At 44.6% G+C, this 16990-nt stretch carries 20 protein-coding genes, 1 tRNA gene and 1 pseudogene; 20 read left to right on the top strand and 2 right to left on the bottom strand.

The genetic code is table 11. The features are described from left to right. Nucleotides 1-245 precede the first annotated feature (245 nt). The 11 genes and pseudogenes from DMB88_RS08590 (at nt 246) to DMB88_RS08635 (ending at nt 8098) form a co-directional block, all read left to right on the top strand. On the top strand, nt 246-749 hold the full coding sequence (locus tag DMB88_RS08590; RefSeq protein WP_254438508.1) for a nucleotidyltransferase family protein: 504 nt from the start codon (nt 246-248) through the stop codon (nt 747-749). 11 nt (nt 750-760) lie between these two features. Continuing rightward, nucleotides 761-1501, top strand: coding sequence for a YdcF family protein (locus DMB88_RS08595; RefSeq protein ID WP_128101029.1), 741 nt, complete (start codon nt 761-763; stop codon nt 1499-1501). Nucleotides 1502-1618: 117 nt separating this feature from the next. After that, a complete protein-coding gene (locus tag DMB88_RS08600) occupies nt 1619-2176 on the top strand; it encodes a DJ-1/PfpI family protein (protein WP_128101030.1) in 558 nt (185 codons plus the stop codon). 107 nt (nt 2177-2283) lie between these two features. Beyond that, nucleotides 2284-2742 carry a hypothetical protein gene (locus DMB88_RS08605; RefSeq protein WP_128101031.1) on the top strand — a complete coding sequence of 153 codons (459 nt, stop codon included), beginning with the start codon at nt 2284-2286 and terminating at the stop codon, nt 2740-2742. A 132-nt stretch (nt 2743-2874) separates the two neighbouring features. Then, nucleotides 2875-3764 (top strand): annotated as a pseudogene (locus DMB88_RS08610) (TIGR01777 family oxidoreductase). 186 nt (nt 3765-3950) lie between these two features. Next, nucleotides 3951-4811 carry an SDR family oxidoreductase gene (locus DMB88_RS08615; protein WP_128101032.1) on the top strand — a complete coding sequence of 287 codons (861 nt, stop codon included), beginning with the start codon at nt 3951-3953 and terminating at the stop codon, nt 4809-4811. Nucleotides 4812-4868: 57 nt separating this feature from the next. Beyond that, nucleotides 4869-5045, top strand: coding sequence for a hypothetical protein (locus tag DMB88_RS30200; RefSeq protein ID WP_164848567.1), 177 nt, complete (start codon nt 4869-4871; stop codon nt 5043-5045). Nucleotides 5046-5141: 96 nt separating this feature from the next. Then, the gene (locus DMB88_RS08620; RefSeq protein ID WP_128101033.1) at nt 5142-5681 is read left to right on the top strand and encodes a GNAT family N-acetyltransferase; all 540 of its coding nucleotides are present in this window, start codon (nt 5142-5144) and stop codon (nt 5679-5681) included. 363 nt (nt 5682-6044) lie between these two features. Next, nucleotides 6045-6518, top strand: a complete 474-nt coding sequence (locus DMB88_RS08625; protein WP_128101034.1) for a GNAT family N-acetyltransferase — start codon at nt 6045-6047, stop codon at nt 6516-6518. A gap of 50 nt (nt 6519-6568) precedes the next feature. Beyond that, nucleotides 6569-7522: a glutamate racemase gene (murI, locus tag DMB88_RS08630; RefSeq protein WP_254438509.1), complete on the top strand. Its 954-nt coding sequence runs from the start codon at nt 6569-6571 to the stop codon at nt 7520-7522. 24 nt (nt 7523-7546) lie between these two features. Further along, nucleotides 7547-8098 carry a histidine phosphatase family protein gene (locus tag DMB88_RS08635; protein WP_128101035.1) on the top strand — a complete coding sequence of 184 codons (552 nt, stop codon included), beginning with the start codon at nt 7547-7549 and terminating at the stop codon, nt 8096-8098. A 70-nt stretch (nt 8099-8168) separates the two neighbouring features. Here DMB88_RS08635 and DMB88_RS08640 read toward each other — a convergent pair whose 3' ends face one another. After that, complete coding sequence (locus DMB88_RS08640; protein WP_056698751.1) at nt 8169-8531, bottom strand: DUF423 domain-containing protein; 363 nt, start codon at nt 8529-8531, stop codon at nt 8169-8171. A gap of 57 nt (nt 8532-8588) precedes the next feature. Then, nucleotides 8589-9518, bottom strand: coding sequence for a type I pantothenate kinase (coaA, locus tag DMB88_RS08645; protein WP_128101036.1), 930 nt, complete (start codon nt 9516-9518; stop codon nt 8589-8591). 250 nt (nt 9519-9768) lie between these two features. Between coaA and DMB88_RS08650 the strand changes: the two genes are divergently transcribed. The 9 genes from DMB88_RS08650 to DMB88_RS08685 all read left to right on the top strand — a co-directional run bounded on the left by DMB88_RS08650 (nt 9769) and on the right by DMB88_RS08685 (nt 16987). Then, nucleotides 9769-10566, top strand: coding sequence for a DUF3891 family protein (locus DMB88_RS08650; RefSeq protein WP_128101037.1), 798 nt, complete (start codon nt 9769-9771; stop codon nt 10564-10566). Between the two features lie 185 nt (nt 10567-10751). Continuing rightward, nucleotides 10752-11246 carry an 8-oxo-dGTP diphosphatase gene (locus tag DMB88_RS08655; RefSeq protein WP_128101038.1) on the top strand — a complete coding sequence of 165 codons (495 nt, stop codon included), beginning with the start codon at nt 10752-10754 and terminating at the stop codon, nt 11244-11246. 85 nt (nt 11247-11331) lie between these two features. Next, on the top strand, nt 11332-11757 hold the full coding sequence (locus tag DMB88_RS08660) for a GNAT family N-acetyltransferase (protein ID WP_128101039.1): 426 nt from the start codon (nt 11332-11334) through the stop codon (nt 11755-11757). A 124-nt stretch (nt 11758-11881) separates the two neighbouring features. Continuing rightward, on the top strand, nt 11882-12367 hold the full coding sequence (locus DMB88_RS08665; protein WP_128101040.1) for a GNAT family N-acetyltransferase: 486 nt from the start codon (nt 11882-11884) through the stop codon (nt 12365-12367). Between the two features lie 2 nt (nt 12368-12369). Next, nucleotides 12370-12729 (top strand): cupin domain-containing protein, encoded by a 360-nt coding sequence (locus DMB88_RS08670; RefSeq protein WP_128101041.1) that lies wholly within the window; start codon nt 12370-12372, stop codon nt 12727-12729. A 14-nt stretch (nt 12730-12743) separates the two neighbouring features. Further along, entirely contained in the window at nt 12744-12875 is a 132-nt protein-coding gene (locus DMB88_RS31705) for a hypothetical protein (RefSeq protein WP_260865854.1), read from the top strand. Further along, nucleotides 12875-13312 carry an NUDIX domain-containing protein gene (locus tag DMB88_RS08675; RefSeq protein ID WP_128101042.1) on the top strand — a complete coding sequence of 146 codons (438 nt, stop codon included), beginning with the start codon at nt 12875-12877 and terminating at the stop codon, nt 13310-13312. Before DMB88_RS31705 ends, DMB88_RS08675 begins: the two co-directional genes overlap by 1 nt. A gap of 15 nt (nt 13313-13327) precedes the next feature. Continuing rightward, a tRNA-Pro gene (locus tag DMB88_RS08680) sits at nt 13328-13401 on the top strand. A 712-nt stretch (nt 13402-14113) separates the two neighbouring features. After that, the gene (locus DMB88_RS08685; RefSeq protein WP_128101043.1) at nt 14114-16987 is read left to right on the top strand and encodes a 2-oxoglutarate dehydrogenase E1 component; all 2874 of its coding nucleotides are present in this window, start codon (nt 14114-14116) and stop codon (nt 16985-16987) included. Nucleotides 16988-16990: the final 3 nt, after the last annotated feature.

Consider the following 16990-nt stretch of genomic DNA (forward strand, 5'->3'; position numbering starts at 1 on the left):
GATAGAACGATCATTATATCTGGTATGTTATAGCCAATCGTCCGAATTGTCAATTTATGTGAATATATCAATGCACTGAGAACCTCGTCGATTTTATCGAGCATATATAAACATGGTATATTTGACATGAATGTTTTAAATGAATAAGTGTGTAAGGGATTAAAGAGTAGATTCAGAAAAGCAAGGAGAGGATTCATATCCTGCACGAAGAGAGATGCATTCAGTCCATTCAACAAAATAAGATCATGATGCAAGATTTGCAACATGTTCGCAGTCTTCATCTGCCGCAGTGCTACATTGGAGCAGGATACGTCCGTAACTATATATGGGATGAACTGCATGGATACGATCATCGTGAGCTACACGACGATATTGATGTAGTCTATTATGATGCAGAAGATATAAGCGAAGATCGGGATACGATGATGGAAAAAAAGCTTCAACAGGTTACTGGCAATCCCAAATGGTCTGTGAAAAATCAGGCAAGGATGCATCAGCGTAACCATGCCAAGCCCTATAAGTCGACAGAGGATGCCCTCAAGTTTTGGCCTGAGATCGTTACAGCTATAGGTGTACGGATTGACGAACGGGATAACATTTGCATCTGTGCTCCACATGGACTGGAGGATCTGTATCAGTTGATCGTACGCAAAAGCCCGTTCTTCATGGATGCAGATTATTATAATCAACGGGTAGAGAAGAAGTGCTGGCAACAACGGTGGCCTGAGCTCAAGATAATCAAGGCATAGGGAGGAGAAGCATGAGGAAGATTACAACATTTTTACGAGAGAAAGGACTTTTCATTGATATTATTTTACTTGTATGTCTAGTTATATTTCTAGTGTTCTGGGGTAGGAATTTTGCAGTCACGTTTTTTGGAGCGATCAGTGTGGCCTTTATGATATTGCGTCGTATCAATTACGAGAAACATGTTGTGCTGAAACGTATTATTTTGTCCGGACTAGGGATTGTAGCAGTTTCGTTTATCATTATTGAAGCTCTTGTATTTACCCAATTGGGTGCAAATGATCAGGAAGAAGCGGATTATATCATCATATTAGGATCGGGTATTAAAGGAACCGAGCTATCACTTACGCTCAAACAACGATTGGATGCTGGTCTGGATTATATTCAAGCCCATCCGCAGATCCCCGTTATTGTTTCCGGAGGTCAGGGGCCAGGAGAAGACATCACGGAAGCCCTTGCTATGAAAACGTATCTGATGACTCAAGGAATTAACGCCAATCGGATTATTATGGAAGATCGCTCGACTTCGACAAGAGAGAATTTAGTTTTCTCCAAAAAGATAATTGATCAATCCGGGATAGTGAATCCTGAGATCATGATTGTTACAAGTGATTATCACATGTTCCGTGCCAAGTATTTAGCGGTTAAAAGTGGTTACTCTGCTGAATATGGCATCTCGGCTTCATCGCCAGGCTACCTCAAACCAATCAATATGATTCGTGAATATTTAGCCGTGATCAAGGCGTTGATTTAGATTTACAGTCATGGAGTGCCAAATGCGCTCTGTGGCTGTTTTTATTATAAGAACAGGAATATGTAGTACAATAGGATATAGTTGGAAGAACGTGGGGAAAGAAAGGAATCGGATACAATGAAGACACACATCCTGTTGTTTGAAGGTTATGTTTCGTTTGAAATTATGTTAGCCAGTTATTTCATGAAAACCCAAGGTGACGTAATTACCGTTGCATTGGATGAGGGCGCTCTTGGTTCGTATGAAGGGTTGTCCGTCAATCCGGATCTGATCTTGAATCAGGTTGATCCATCCATGGTGGAGCTGTTTATTATTCCCGGAGGGGATGTAACCTCACTTCTTAAGAGAGGAGAGTTGATGAACTTTCTTCACATCCTGAATGAACAAACGACTCCAATTGCAGCTATCTGTTCTGGAACATTACTGCTTGGTCAAGCAGAAGTGCTGGAGGGGAAATGCTTTACGACTAACGCAGAGGCGCAGATGAGAGACATCACTACCCAAGGAGTGTATATGAATACCAATGTTGTCGTAGATGGCCACATTATAACGGCTAAGGCTAATGCTTATGTTGATTTTGGCATCGAGATTGGTAAAGTCATGAATATCTATTCAAGCTCTGAAGATCTGGAAGAAACGATTGAAGTGTTCAAATATTTCAAAGCCAAACCATGATATAATATGTGGCGTTAATATAGAAGAACGAGATATAGGAGTGAACGGTCATTACTGCATTTAAACTAGTATCTTTCTACGAACAAAACCAGATTACAATAAATGATATGGAAGAAATTGTACGTCTACTGGCACAGGCGCCATTATTATACGATGACGGACAGACGATTCAGGTTCGGGATTTCATGAATGGCTTGGAGATTACGCTGCGGTCGAATGTTCGTCCTGCAGTAAGTGAGCTGTATGAACTTGCTGTACAGGCTTGCCGTCAATATCCAGATAACTCGACATATGAGCAATTTCAGGATGCACTCGGATTACAGGCGGAGTTGTGGCAAGAAGAAGTGCTGACACTGGCGATGTGGATGGATTGGTTGAAGCAGATCGCTGAAGGACGTCGAGCTTTACCGGAGTATCATTTTGAAGCTATGCTCGGGGCGTTGCCGGATGGATTCATGATCCATGATTTTTATGATGAGCTGCGATATCAATTGGAGCAGAATCCTGCCAATGATTGGGCGATTCAAGAGCGTGATCGATTGTATGCTGCTATGGGAGCAAAATAAATATTCATTCGATTATGGAATTAGCTGATGCTGTGTTAGCCACATGTAAAAGGTTGTTTGTGAATTCCGTTGCGTTGTGAACACGTACCCTACGTTAATCGTCTTATACCCATTTGGAAATGAGGGGATGGAATGAATAAGGTCGTTTTGGCAGGTGGAACTGGTTTTGTGGGTCAGGATTTTGCTCAGCGATTTAAGCGATTAGGTTATGAGGTATTCATTATCTCACGCCAGTCTGGTCATATAGCCTGGGAGGATCGAGCAGGCATTATTCAAGCGCTGGAAGGTGCCGAGTTATTAATTAATCTGGCTGGAAAATCCGTGAACTGTAGGTACACAGAAGAGAATCGTAGAATCATTCTGGAGTCCCGCACACAAACCACACGTATCCTTGGGGAGAGTGTCTTGGCCTGCAACAACCCTCCTAAACTATGGATTAACTCAAGCACAGCTACAATATATCGACATGCTGAGGATCGACCTATGACGGAACAGGACGGCGAGATTGGTACAGGCTTCTCCGTGGATGTGGCTACAGCATGGGAGCAAGCTTTTTTTGAATTCAGTTTGCCTTCTACCCGGCAGATTGCACTACGAATTGCCATTGTGCTGGGAATGGCGGGGTTATGGAGCCTTTAACGAATCTGGTTCGTTTTAGACTAGGTGGTTCTCAGGGCTCTGGGCGGCAGCAGTTCAGTTGGATTCATATCGAGGATCTGTTTCGGATGGTGATCTATTTACAGGAGCATTCTCAGTTGGAAGGTGTATTCAACGCCTCTTCACCTCATCCTGTTACCAATCGCCAATTGATGGCAGCGCTCAGACAACAATTGAATGTGGGATGGGGGCTTCCTTCACCGCGCTGGATGTTAGAATTCGGTGCTCGCATCATTCGCACGGAGACAGAACTTGTGCTCAAAAGTCGTTGGGTCATTCCCGAGAGATTAGAGCATGAAGGCTTCGTATTCACATATAATACGTTGGATACAGCGCTTGCTGAGATCCTCAAGCAGAAGAATTAATCTTCACGACAATTCAGTCTCACGAAGAAAGTTTGTTCTGAAGAATAAATGGTTCATAACCATACAGAAACACGATGAGAGGGACAGCGACGACTGTCCTTCTGTTATTCTATCTGCACGTCTTGGCATGAGGTATAGAGAACGTAGGGATGCTTGGTAAACGGAGTGAGGAAGAAGGTGAATTTATTGACGAATGGAAAAAGGAAGACGGACAATGCACCGGTGGTCTTAATAACCGGCACATCTAGTGGATTTGGGATGCTGACAGCGATTAGTTTGGCGAAACGAGGTTATCTGGTTGTAGCAACAATGCGTGACCTCAGTCGTAAGGAAGCGTTGGTGAGGCTAGCCGCAGAAGCGGGAATCTCGGATCAAATACGATACATACGCTTGGACGTCACTGATCCCGATTCGGTAACGGAGGCGATGGATGAGATCCTTCGGCAGTACGGCCGGATTGATATGTTGGTGAACAATGCAGGTTTTGCAGTTGGAGGATTCATTGAGGAAGTACCTATGGCGGATTGGCGAAGACAAATGGAGACGAATCTGTTTGGACTTATTGAGGTTACGCGCGCTGTTCTGCCAGTGATGCGTAAGCAAAGAAGCGGATTCATTATTAATATCTCCAGCGTTAGTGGGTTATCGGGCTTTCCAGGATATGCACCCTATGCTACCTCTAAGTTTGCGGTGGAAGGTTTCACAGAAAGCTTACGCCATGAGATGGCTCCATTTGGTATAAAGGCTGTATTGATAGAGCCCGGCGCGTATCGTACCCCTATATGGAACAAGGGCTTAGGTGAGATTCGTCAGCGGGAGCAGTCGCCTTACTACAAGCAGCTGGATGCAGTGCTCCGTTACTCCCGTCGTACAGGCGAAACTGCGCCTGATCCGCAAGAAGTGGCTGACCTAATTGTTCGGATTGGACAGATGCGCTCCCCACGACTTCGATATGCGCTCGGCAAAGGCTCTCGTTTGCTGATTATCGGTAAGGCTCTATTGCCGTGGAAGTGGTTCGAGTGGATTATTGCCCGTGGATTGAAATAAAAATAAAGAATGGGCAGCTAGCTGTTAGAGCAAATGTGAAGCAGATTTTCATGGGAGGTGCTTGAGCTGTTTGAATTCATTGTAATCGTTCTATTGCTGATCATGGTTACTCTTCTTCTACGAATCAATAGTAAATTGCCTAAACGAGATCCAGTGGAAGAAGCGATGGAGCGTGACGCTGCTCGCAAGCAGAAGTTAACCCATATCCAGCCCACTAGAGAGCAGGACGAGTAGTCTAGTTTTGAATCACTATAGTATTATTTGTTGTGCGATATATGTCGTGCAAGGTTATTACTATATGAACCTATGAAATGCAAGGAGTGGTGAGGTATGAGCAAAGCTTCCTCCAACGAATCTATCTCAATTTGCAATATTGTGCGTGATGATGCAGAGCACTACTGGCCTTTTCGACTAGAAGCGCTCAAAAATCATCCTGAAGCGTTCGGTGCTTCGTTTGAGATTTCAGTACAGATCCCCATGACTGAGGTGCAAGAACGCATACATAATGAGCCGGATGATTACATTCTTGGAGCATACGCCCAGGATGGTTCTCTAGCAGGAATGATGGGGTTCAAGCGAGAATATGGGCTAAAGTTAAGACACAAAGGCATGATCTGGGGTGTCTATGTGTCTCCTGCTTATCGTGGACTTGGAGTGGCTTCTCGTCTACTTCAGGAGGTGCTTGAGCGAGGGAGACAGCTAGAGGGATTGAAACAAATCAATCTATGTGTTGTTACAACGAATGGATCAGCTAAACGTTTATATGAACAAGCGGGGTTTGAGACATACGGAATCGAAAAAAATGCCTTGGAAGTTTATGGTCAGGGATATGATGAAGCTCATATGACTTACTTCTATACGAAACAATAGCAGACAGCTGAGTCTACTGCTACGTAATGCTCATTCGTAATTACGCAATCTCAATTCGTATCTCACAGGAATATACCGTATAATGGAAAATGATTGAGAGAATAGGTGGATATGCAGGTATGCTCGATCTGAGTCTTATAGAGGTTGTTCAAAAAGTCCGCTTTTGATTACGAAGAATGCCTGACGGCATCTCAGCATCGAATATGGGATTCAGCCGAAATGTCTGTTGCTCACGTAGTCCTGCCTACGCTCCGCTACTCCATTTCTAGCTTCAGCCCATCTTCTTGGTACTGAAAACCGACCTTTTCGAACACGCACTTATAGATAAGTCTTATGTGAACAGAACAGAGGTGTGTCAGGGCAATGATCCGAACTTTTGAACAAAAGGACCTACAATATGTCATTGAAGCTCATATCCGTATCTATCGAAATGAGTATAATTATGATCATAGCTTTGCTATTTTCATTGAGGAATCTGTTCAGGAGTTCGGTCGTGCTTGCCATCACAAGAAGCAAATGATCTGGATTGTTGATCTGGACGGAGTTGCCTCAGGTTGCATTGGGCTCGTTGAACTGGATGAACACACTGCTCAATTACGCTGGTTTCTCATTGAACCTGAAGTTCGTAATGAAGGGTGGGGTCGTCATCTGGTTGAACATGCTATTCAGTTTGCCAGAGAACAAAACTATGCTTCGATCTTATTATGGACTAATCAAGACTTAACAGGAGCACGCAGACTCTATCAATCTCTTGGTTTTCATGTGGTCGAGACCAAGCGGCAGTTCTTATCCGGACAGGAGCTTACGGAGGAGAAATGGGTGCTTCCCCTGACATAACTTGTTGGGGTGAGGATCACGATCTGAATGAATGAATATGGCATAGGCAAGTGACGAGTTTACTTGGAGAAGATCGTACGGCGGAGCATTGGAACAGTGGCAGAGACTGGCTCATGCAGTATAAAATGAAGGAAGAATCAACATACCTCACCTCCAGTCATCATGAGCAGGAATACCGGGTTCGATGGAACCTGAAAGAATACGTTATAGAGGTGAAACCTTTGAATAAGAAAATTGCATTTTTTGACTCAGGCATTGGTGGTCTAACGGTGTTACATCGAGCGTTGCAACAATTTCCTGAAGAACAGTTTATATATTACGCAGATACTTTACATGTTCCTTACGGACCCAAAGCTGCAGATGAGGTAAGAGGACATATTTTTGATGCTGTAGATGCGATTCTGCACGAAAATGTAAAAGCCATCGTCATTGCTTGCAATACAGCAACCAGTTTGTCTGTGAAGGATTTGCGTACCCGAATCGACATTCCGGTCATCGGCATGGAACCAGCGGTGAAGCCAGCAGTGGAGATGAATCGTGAGAGTGGAAAAAGAGTACTTGTATTTGCCACGGCATTAACCCTGAGTCAAGCCAAATATAATGAACTGGTATCTCGTGTGGATGACCATAATACTGTAGATTCCATCCCGCTTCCTGAACTTGTTGAGTGGTGTGAGCGATTGGATTTTGATGAGGAGAAGGTCACCGCATATTTTCGCATGAAAATGGCGGATCTTGATCTGAACAAGTATGGAACTGTGGTACTTGGCTGCACGCATTATCCATATTACACCGCTATGCTTCGCAAAGTTCTTCCAGCACATGTGCGAATCATTGATGGAAGCACAGGCACGGTTAATCGTCTGCAACAGCTCCTTGAGCTGTCTGAGCAGCACGGTGTGTGGACAGAAGATCAGATTACTTTTCTCAGCTCCTCTGGAAAATCGGTAGATCGGGATAATATGAAACGAGCCCTGCAATACCTTCAAATGAGCAACTTGTAATCTCGTTTAACAGGAGGATAAGATATGAAGTCCATTTATCTCATTCGACATGCCAAAGCGACCGGGCAGGAACCCGAATCGGAGCTTACAGCAGAAGGATTGCAACAAGCTGAGCAGCTAGCAAAGGTGCTTGGACAACATGACATCACTTATATTGCTTCGAGTCCTTGGAAACGGGCGCTACAGACGGCGATGCCGCTTAGCCTATCGTTGTCCCAGCAGATCCATACGGATGAACGCCTTCAGGAGAGAGTGTTAAGCACCCTACATCTGGAAAACTGGATGGATTCGCTAAGACGTACATACACTGACGAAGACTGGACGGAAGAAGGAGGCGAGTCTTCTCGTACGGCAACAGCACGTGGCATGAATGTGTTGGATGAGTTGTGGGAACGATCCGAATCAAGCGCTGCAGTGGTGACTCACGGGAATTTATTATCCCTGATCATCCGTCAGTACGATTCATCCTTCGGCTTCGAAGCGTGGAAATCTCTAACGAATCCGGATGTATATGTACTGGAGCAGACGGCAGCAGATGAGTTAGCGCCTTCGATTCGTCGAATCTGGACGAATTGAAAAGCAAAAAAAAGAGTGCTTTAGTCAACAGCTAGAACACTCTTTTTCTTGTAATCTATTGGTGTAGGAATTACAGAGCTGCAATCAATAAAGTTACCCATCCTGCGAGAAATGCGACTCCGCCTAATGGAGTGATGGCACCAAGCTTACGTACACCTGTAATGCTGAGTACATAAAGGCTACCTGAGAACAGGATGATGCCTGCGAACAAAAGCCATCCAGCGAGCAATACAAGCGAAGTCTGTTCCAAGCGATCAGCAAGCAGTCCCATGATGATGAGTCCAAGTCCATGAATCAGGTGGTATTGGACACCCGTCTCGTAAATTTTGATCATGTCAGCGGACAATTTGCGCTTCAGTGCATGTGCTCCAAATGCACCCAAGGCTACGGCCAGAAACATCATAATGCTTCCTAATATGATTAACGTTTGCATAGGGATATCTCCTTCATATGGTGGTATTCGGAACATGGAGTGCTCCGAACCCGTCAACTACAGTTTGCGCAATTGAATACGTTGGATGGAGTGATCAGCTTCCTTTTTCAATATAAGTCTGGCTCGTCCCTTCGTTGGCAAAATGTTTTCGTGCAGATTTTTGGCATTGATATCTTGCCAGATCTGACTAGCGGTTTGCACGGCTTCCTGCTCGCCAATATTGGCGAAACGGCTGTGGAAGAAGGATTCTGTGTTCTGAAACGCGGTATTGCGTAGAAGCTTGAACCGCTCAATGTACCAGTGGCGTATATGTTGTTCTTCTGCATCAATATAGATGGAGAAGTCAAAGAAGTCGCTCACCAGTAACGGTGTCTCTTTCTTGATTTGAAGTACGTTAATGCCTTCAATGATCAGGATGTCCGGCTGACAGATCGTCTTTTCCTCGCCTGGAATTACATCGTAGGCAAGATGGGAGTAGACCGGAGCTTTAACTTCGGGCTTGCCGGATTTCACATCACCCATGAATTGAATGAGTGACTTGATATCGTAGCTTTCAGGGAAACCCTTTCGGTTCATGATGCCCTTTTCCTCCAGCACGGCGTTGGGATATAGGAATCCATCTGTCGTAACGAGGTCGACTTTGGGATTGTTTTTGCCTCTGGCTAGCAGAGCTTGCAACAGGCGAGCAGCGGTACTCTTGCCTACGGCAACACTACCCCCAATCCCGATAATGTAAGGCACAGGGCCAGCTTCTTTTTTTAAGTAAGAGGCAGTTAACCGATTTAACTCTCGTGAGACACGTGCATATAAGTCAATAAAGTGGGTAAGAGGTAAATAAATATCTTTTACTTCCTGTATAGATACCTCTTCATTTAATCCCTTGAGCTGTTCTAATTCAATTTCCGTCAGCGGAATTGTGGTCTGATGCTCTTGCAGTCCAGCCCATTCCTTGCGGTTGAACTCGATGTAAGGAGAATATAAATTCATGAGATCCCGCTTTCTATATGTAATGTAATCTGTGACACAATCTTTAGTGTACCAAATTTCAGGGAACTGACAACACCTTTACATTTAAAATGGCGCCAGGGCTTATAGTGAAGATGTATAAATAACGGGGTATCCGAAATTTTATACGTAATTTTAACCAATTTACATCATCCCATGTTGAAATGAAATGGGAATTATAACATGGGAGCAGTGTAGAGTCGAATTATACCATGCGGAAGGGTGACAGCAAATGATCGTCTATGAGAGAGAGCATGATTTTGTATTGACCGCACAACAAGAGCATGGGAAAGTAGCTGGAGAGATGGCTTCGCATTGGAAACACGAGTTGCTCGCTGACGCCAGTCACTTTGAAGAGCTTGTTCTTGCGGCAAGAGAGCATGATCGTGGATGGATTGAACTGGATGCTGCTCCGTTCTGGAATGATTATAGTCAGTCTCCGTACTCGTTCCGTGACTTTCCGCTGCGTCCGCGCTTTGTATTTTACCAGAAGGGCATTGCTGAAGTCTGTGCAAAAAACGTGTACGCAGGATTGTTATGTAGCATGATGTATACGGAGTTGTTCCAAAATACACTCGGGGCTAATGCACATGATGATGAAGATATCAGGGAATATCTGAATAGCGAGCGTAAGCAGCAATCGGAATGGATTGCACAGCTAGGTGGTGGAGAGGAGTTACAACGTAGATTACAAAGTGATGTGGACATTATGCTTTTTTGTGATCAGTTGAGTCTGTTTCTCTGTATGGAGGAACCGGGCACTCCTGCGGCACGTTATGAGTTTTTTGCCGAAGGGTTAGGCTGTACATTTGATGCTTGTGGGAGAGAACCGATTCGGGCGGAATGGATATCCAAAGAGAAGGTTGGCTTGTCTTACGTACCGTTTAAGGAAGAGTTTACGGTAGTCATGCCTTATAAATCCGTGCCAAAAGCCAGCATTCGCAAATTCGGTCTGTTACAGGCCTATCGACGTGCGGAGTGGAAAGAACGGAGAGTTTTAATTACAGCGTTGAATCAAGATAGCCATTAATGATGAGTGGTAAATAGGTTGAGATAGACAGACTCCGAGACTCTTCGGGGTCTTTTTGGTACATGGCTTTTTCTAATAATTATGCATGACTACGTGTTGTTAGAAATTAAGATCAGTCGAAGCAGGAAAAACCAGTGGATTACCAGAAATGTTAATGTACAACGAAGGATTGCAGGAGGATACGTATGAGTACACAAATTGAGATTCTGACGATGTGCATGGTGTGGGATAAGGCAAAGGGTAAGGTGTTATTGATGAATCGCCCGGACAGTAAAGGGTTTCCGGGATACATTGCACCTGGAGGCAAGGTGGATTATCCAGAAAGTATTGTAGATGGAGCCATGCGAGAGGTAGAGGAGGAAACTGGACTTAAGGTTACTGAAATTACGTATAAAGGACTCGATGAGTTCTGTGATCCGGAGCAGGGATTGCGTTATATGGTGTTTAACTATCTGGCAACGGCGTTTGAGGGAGAGCTGCTGCAGAATCCGCCCGAAGGTGAATTGATATGGATTCCCTTGGAGCAGGCGCTTGATCTTCCGATGCAGGACTGGTTCGCAGAGCGTTTCCCACGATTTTTCCATGAGGGTACATTCGAACGAAGTGTGATCTGGGAGAAATCCACAGGGCAGACGCTGAAGGAAACGTTTAAAGTCTATTCGGATAAAGTTCTACAATAGCAAGAGATCATCCATATCTATATAGTAATATCCATATATTATGATATAATGAAATTTACTTTGTTTTGAGATGAGGGTTGGTTATATGCATGTAACGTTTCGATCCTCGATAGAGGAAATAGGTGTGGAGCAACTGTCAGGACATTTTTTCGATGGTTGGCCGAATCCACCATCTCTAGCTACATTTATGAAGTTATTGGAACAGTCTTATGCTGTAGAACTAGCTATTGATGAAGAGAGTAATCAAGTGGTTGGCTTCATTCAGGCAATTTCAGACGGTGTGCTTAGTGCATATATCCCGTTATTGGAAGTTGTGCCATCGTATCAAGGTAAAGGAATCGGGGCTTCTCTGTTAGAGCGAATGCTTCATCGACTTCAGCATCTATATATGATTGATCTGTTATGCGATGTAGAAATGCAAAATTTCTATGAAAAGCAAGGAATGATCAAAGCGTCAGGAATGCTGATGCGCAACTATTCTAATCAATCAGGTGCAGCAGGAAGTTCATAGAATGAGTTAAAAGAGGTTACATGGCGTGTTGATGCTACGGTGACATGACATGAAGATTTAGCCGATACATAGGCTTCTGCAAACGGGACGTAAATGAATATTGTTACAAAAAGGTGGGATTATCATGAAATTATCGTTCCGAATCTTGGATTGGGAAGAAGAAAAGCCTTATGAGCTTTTGTTGATGGCTGATCCTTCAAAAGCGATGGTTGACGAATACTTGAGCCGGGGTGTTTGTTTTATTGCTGAATATGAAGGAGAGATGGTCGGAGAGTTCGTCTTGCTGAAGACCCGGCCGGAAACCGTGGAGATTGTTAATATTGCAGTTCAAGAAGAGTTGCAAGGACAAGGTGTAGGCAGACATATGATTAAGGAAGCGATTGAAGCTGCACGTAGACTGGGATGTAAGACGGTGGAGATTGGCACAGGAAATTCAAGCTTCCACCAACTGAAGCTGTATCAGCGTTGTGGATTCCGTATTGTTGGCGTCGATCGTGATTTCTTTGTGAGACATTATGAGGAAGAGATCATTGAGGGTGGTATTCGTTGTGTGGATATGATTCGGCTGTCATTAGATCTGGATACAATTCCAAGGCAGGATGAGAAGTGAACATGTATCGAATGGACTGGGCAGACGGTCGAGTAATTACGGCTTTTGATAGCAAGGCAGCCATGATTGCACCTATTCTTCGCAATACTGCGGGGTGCCATGTGGCATTTATCAAGCTAGATGTCGGTGGACATGTTGGGCTTCATCCAGCCGTAGGTGAGCAATTGTTCTTCGTGCTGGAAGGAGAGGGCTGGGTAGAAGGCGGCGATGGAAAACGGGTGGTGATCAAGGCAGGAGAAGCTGCCTTCTGGCAGGATGGAGAGAATCATCAGTCTGGCTCAGACCATGGTCTGATCGCTTTAGTGATTGAAGGAGAAGATTTAGTTGTTCGTATGTCTTTGACAGCAGATGAAGCCGAATAAGAGGAGTGGTTCATTTGGAATATATGTGGGTCGCTGTAATCATCGCTGGCTTGGTGGTGACTCCATCTCTTTATCAGATGAATAAGCGGATACGAAGATTGGAAGAACAGGTCAGACATTTGTCTGGCGATAAGAAGGTTCTATAATGGAGCGCCATACACATCTAGGCGTGTACGGTCTATTGGTTTGGGAACAGAAGGCACTACTGATTCAGAAGGCACGTGGGCCTTATCAGGGGAAATGGGACCTGCCAGGAGGTAGGCTGGAGTTCGGAGAAACACCGGAGACAGCGCTCCATCGCGAGATCGAAGAAGAGACTGGGCTTACGGATGTTCGGTTGGTTCTTCGATCCGCGGAATCCAATCTATTGCAGTGGATGTATGAAGGTAGTCCAGAAGAAGTTTATCACATTGGCATTTTATATGATGTATATCTGAAATCAGCAGAGCATGCCAATGATATCAAAATAGAGCCGGATGGCGAAGATTCTCTAGGTGCAGCATGGTTTACGATGGAACAACTTGGTTCGCTCGCATTAACGCCGTTTGCGCTGCATATGATTCGGAATCGGATGAAGCTGTAATTAAATGGCTAACATCGGGGTATAGCGCAGCCTGGTAGCGCGCACCCTTGGGGTGGGTGAGGTCGTGGGTTCAAATCCCGCTACTCCGATTCAAAGCAATAGATTTACTAAAAGTTTAAAGGTAAGGCCATAAATCTTCGGATTTATGGCTTTTATTTGTGTCCACAATTTTTTAAGGCTTATGAAGAACGTAGAAGAAATACGCATACGAATGCTTGGACATCATTGGCAGGTTTCAGGAATAACAGGTTCCTCACTACCTGCGTCTTCCGTGTTTCCGTTTAAGAATCTAAAAATGCGCTTCTATTCATTGCATTTTAGTGTAAAACACGTACCATTGGTTAATGTTTAAAGTGACCGTTTGTTTTTTGACTTTATCGACCACAATTAAAAAAGGGGGAATTAGCAACTTTTTGACGTAAGGATCACACCATTTATTCGATTCATCTAATTTATGCATCAATCGAACTAAAAATAGGAAATGCTCCTGAGCGCAAAAGTTTATAGAATAGATATTAGAACACAGAACTTCAGTTGAAAATATTGGAGAATGTGTAACCTTCGAACGGATCAGGACAGTATTCGACATCTGTGCGACGGTATATATAATCATTCTTTTTCTATGATTTTGAAAACGCAGACAAACCTTGACGGGAGCGTCGGAACAACGTTATTACCACCAACAGCACGATTATTGGACTTCATGAAAAATTTCGCTTAAAATGTTGAACGAACGCAAATTACAGCTTAGTCAATGATTTCCGTCAAAAATACGACTAAATCAAGACGGAGGGAACGTCGATGACGATCGTGGAAGGCAACAAGAAACCCTGGGAAAGTTACTATGGACCCAATTTGGGATATGTACAAGAACAATATGAATTATTTTCCGAAGACCCTGGTGCAGTGACACCAGCTTATCGGGAGTTGTTTGAACAATGGGGTGCACCGCCAATGCCTGGCCGAGATGCACATACAACCACTTTTTCGGGTAATGCTCAAAATAACTCGGGAAGCGTGGATATTCAACTTTTACAGAAAGCGGTTACAGCCGGGAAACTGGTTTGGAATATCCGCACGTATGGTCATCTTGCTGCAGATATTGATCCACTTGGGATTAGTGAAGAAGCAGATACCTCTTTGCTCGAACCGAAGAATTTTGAATTAAATGAAGAAGACCTCAAAGCATTGCCGGCTTCCTTGATCTGGGAGGGTGCTGATGGTCAGACGGCAAATGGTTGGGACGCAATCCAGCGTCTACGCCAGATTTACACAGGGCCAATAGCTTATGAGTTCAGCCACGTACATGAAGTACAAGAGCGTGAATGGCTCAATCGTCGTGCGGAATCTCGCACTTCCCCGGCGCCACTTAATCAGGAAGAACGTACTGCTCTACTGGAGCGTTTGGTCGAAGTGGAGCAATTCGAAGATTTCCTGCATAAAACCTTTGTGGGACAAAAGCGCTTCTCTATTGAAGGAAACGATGTGCTTGTGCCAATGCTGGATGAAGCTGTACGTATTATGTCACATTCGGGCTCAAGCCATATCCTGATGGGGATGGCTCACCGTGGACGCTTAAACGTACTGGCACATGTACTGGGTAAACCATATAGCAAAATCTTCTCTGAATTCCATCATGCCCCGAACAAGGATTTGGTTCCATCTGAGGGTTCTACAGGAATCAATTATGGATGGACGGGGGATGTAAAATATCACTTAGGTGCTAATCGCTTCGTAAAAGAAGGCGAAACGGTACAGGCTCGCTTGACACTAGCGAACAACCCGAGTCACCTAGAGTACGTAAACCCTGTTGTACAGGGATTCGCGCGTGCTGCACAGGATGATCGCCGTGAACCAGGTTACCCGAAACAGGACGTTTCCAAAGCAGCAACGATTCTTATGCATGGTGACGCAGCATTCCCTGGTGAAGGAATTGTAGCTGAAACGCTGAATTTCAAGGCTCTGCCTGGATACCAGAATGGCGGAACGATTCATATCATTGTAAACAATCGCTTAGGCTTCACAACGGATAGCAGTGATTCACGCTCAACGCATTATGCGAGTGACCTTGCAAAGGGATATGAAATTCCGATTATACACGTTAATGCGGATAATCCGGATGCTTGTATCGCAGCGATCCGGATGGCCGCAGAGTACCGGAACCGGTTTAAGAAAGATTTCTTGATCGACCTCATCGGATATCGTCGTTATGGACATAACGAAACGGATGATCCAGAAACAACACAACCGAAAGTGTATGACAAAGTTAAGAACCATCCGACCGTAAGTCATCTGTATCAGGATCAGCTGAAACAGGAATCTATTGTTGACGAAGCGTCCATTAATAGCATTCGTGAAGCTGTGACGAACCGGTTAAAAGAAGCTTACGACCATATGAAGAAAAATGAAGTGCATGAATACTATCAACGCAAGACAGATGAACCTGAAACCGTGAAGGTGATTCCAACTGCGGTACCACTTGAGAATCTACGGAGTATCAATGCAGATCTATTGAAATGGCCGGAAAATTTCAATGTGTATCCGAAGTTGCAGCGGATTCTACAGCGCCGTAGCACATCACTCAATGAAGGCGAAAAAGTAGATTGGAGCCTTGCAGAGACACTGGCGTTTGCAACTATTCTTGCAGATGGCAAGCCAATCCGGATCAGTGGTCAGGATGCAGAGCGTGCAACATTTGCTCACCGGAACCTGGTGTTGCATGATTCAGAGAATGGAAGTAAATTCTGCCCGCTGCATCATTTGCCACAGGCACGAGCTTCATTTGCAATCTACAACAGCCCATTGTCTGAGGAATCGGTTGTTGGATTCGAATATGGATACAACGTATATTCACCAGAGACACTTGTCATCTGGGAAGCTCAGTTCGGTGATTTTGCGAACTGTGCACAGGTTATTTTTGACCAGTTCGTATCCGCAGGTCGCGCGAAGTGGTCGCAAAAATCAAGCTTGGTTATGCTGCTTCCACACGGTAATGAAGGTCAAGGGCCTGAACATACAAGTGCACGTCTCGAACGTTTCCTACAGCTTGCTGCAGAAGACAATATGACCGTTGCTAACTTGACAAGTGCTTCTCAATATTTCCATCTGCTTCGTCGTCAGGCTTCCCTGACTGAAACCGAAGATGCGCGTCCACTTGTAATGATGTCACCGAAGAGTCTAATTCGTAATCCACGTGTTGCTTCTCCGGCGATTCAGTTCAGTGAAGGCAAGTTTGAGCCAGTGCTGGAACAAGCAGGGCTTGGCACGAAGCCTGACCGTGTTGAACGGATTATCTTGTGCAGTGGTAAAATTGCGATTGACCTTGAGGATGCGTTTGAAAAAGAAGGCGGAGACTTGTCATGGCTGCACATTATCCGTGTTGAACAACTGTATCCATTCCCAGCCGAAGAGATCCAGCGTGTACTCGCACGTTTCAGCAAGTTGAAAGAGCTGGTATGGGTACAGGAAGAAAACAAAAACATGGGTGCATGGACGTATATGGAACCACGTCTTCGTGAAATTGCACCAGAAGGTACAATCGTTAAGTATGAAGGCCGTCCGGAACATGCAAGTCCTTCCAGCGGTTATCAGCTTGTGCATAGCATGGAACAACAACAGATTATTACATCCGCGTTGAAACAAACGACGAAGAATAATATTCCACTTGGGAGGTAACAA

The organism is Paenibacillus sp. DCT19 (genome assembly GCF_003268635.1).
Classification (GTDB): domain Bacteria; phylum Bacillota; class Bacilli; order Paenibacillales; family Paenibacillaceae; genus Paenibacillus.

Excerpts from the sequence above, each read along its gene's own strand:
- DMB88_RS08590 (WP_254438508.1), top strand. The coding sequence starts at position 246 with ATGATGCAAGATTTGCAACATGTTCGCAGTCTTCATCTGCCGCAGTGC.
- DMB88_RS08595 (WP_128101029.1), top strand. The coding sequence starts at position 761 with ATGAGGAAGATTACAACATTTTTACGAGAGAAAGGACTTTTCATTGAT.
- DMB88_RS08600 (WP_128101030.1), top strand. The coding sequence starts at position 1,619 with ATGAAGACACACATCCTGTTGTTTGAAGGTTATGTTTCGTTTGAAATT.
- DMB88_RS08605 (WP_128101031.1), top strand. The coding sequence starts at position 2,284 with ATGGAAGAAATTGTACGTCTACTGGCACAGGCGCCATTATTATACGAT.
- DMB88_RS08620 (WP_128101033.1), top strand. The coding sequence starts at position 5,142 with ATGAGCAAAGCTTCCTCCAACGAATCTATCTCAATTTGCAATATTGTG.
- DMB88_RS08625 (WP_128101034.1), top strand. The coding sequence starts at position 6,045 with ATGATCCGAACTTTTGAACAAAAGGACCTACAATATGTCATTGAAGCT.
- DMB88_RS08635 (WP_128101035.1), top strand. The coding sequence starts at position 7,547 with ATGAAGTCCATTTATCTCATTCGACATGCCAAAGCGACCGGGCAGGAA.
- DMB88_RS08640 (WP_056698751.1), bottom strand. The coding sequence starts at position 8,531 with ATGCAAACGTTAATCATATTAGGAAGCATTATGATGTTTCTGGCCGTA.
- coaA (WP_128101036.1), bottom strand. The coding sequence starts at position 9,518 with ATGAATTTATATTCTCCTTACATCGAGTTCAACCGCAAGGAATGGGCT.
- DMB88_RS08650 (WP_128101037.1), top strand. The coding sequence starts at position 9,769 with ATGATCGTCTATGAGAGAGAGCATGATTTTGTATTGACCGCACAACAA.
- DMB88_RS08655 (WP_128101038.1), top strand. The coding sequence starts at position 10,752 with ATGAGTACACAAATTGAGATTCTGACGATGTGCATGGTGTGGGATAAG.
- DMB88_RS08660 (WP_128101039.1), top strand. The coding sequence starts at position 11,332 with ATGCATGTAACGTTTCGATCCTCGATAGAGGAAATAGGTGTGGAGCAA.
- DMB88_RS08665 (WP_128101040.1), top strand. The coding sequence starts at position 11,882 with ATGAAATTATCGTTCCGAATCTTGGATTGGGAAGAAGAAAAGCCTTAT.
- DMB88_RS08670 (WP_128101041.1), top strand. The coding sequence starts at position 12,370 with ATGTATCGAATGGACTGGGCAGACGGTCGAGTAATTACGGCTTTTGAT.
- DMB88_RS08675 (WP_128101042.1), top strand. The coding sequence starts at position 12,875 with ATGGAGCGCCATACACATCTAGGCGTGTACGGTCTATTGGTTTGGGAA.
- DMB88_RS08685 (WP_128101043.1), top strand. The coding sequence starts at position 14,114 with ATGACGATCGTGGAAGGCAACAAGAAACCCTGGGAAAGTTACTATGGA.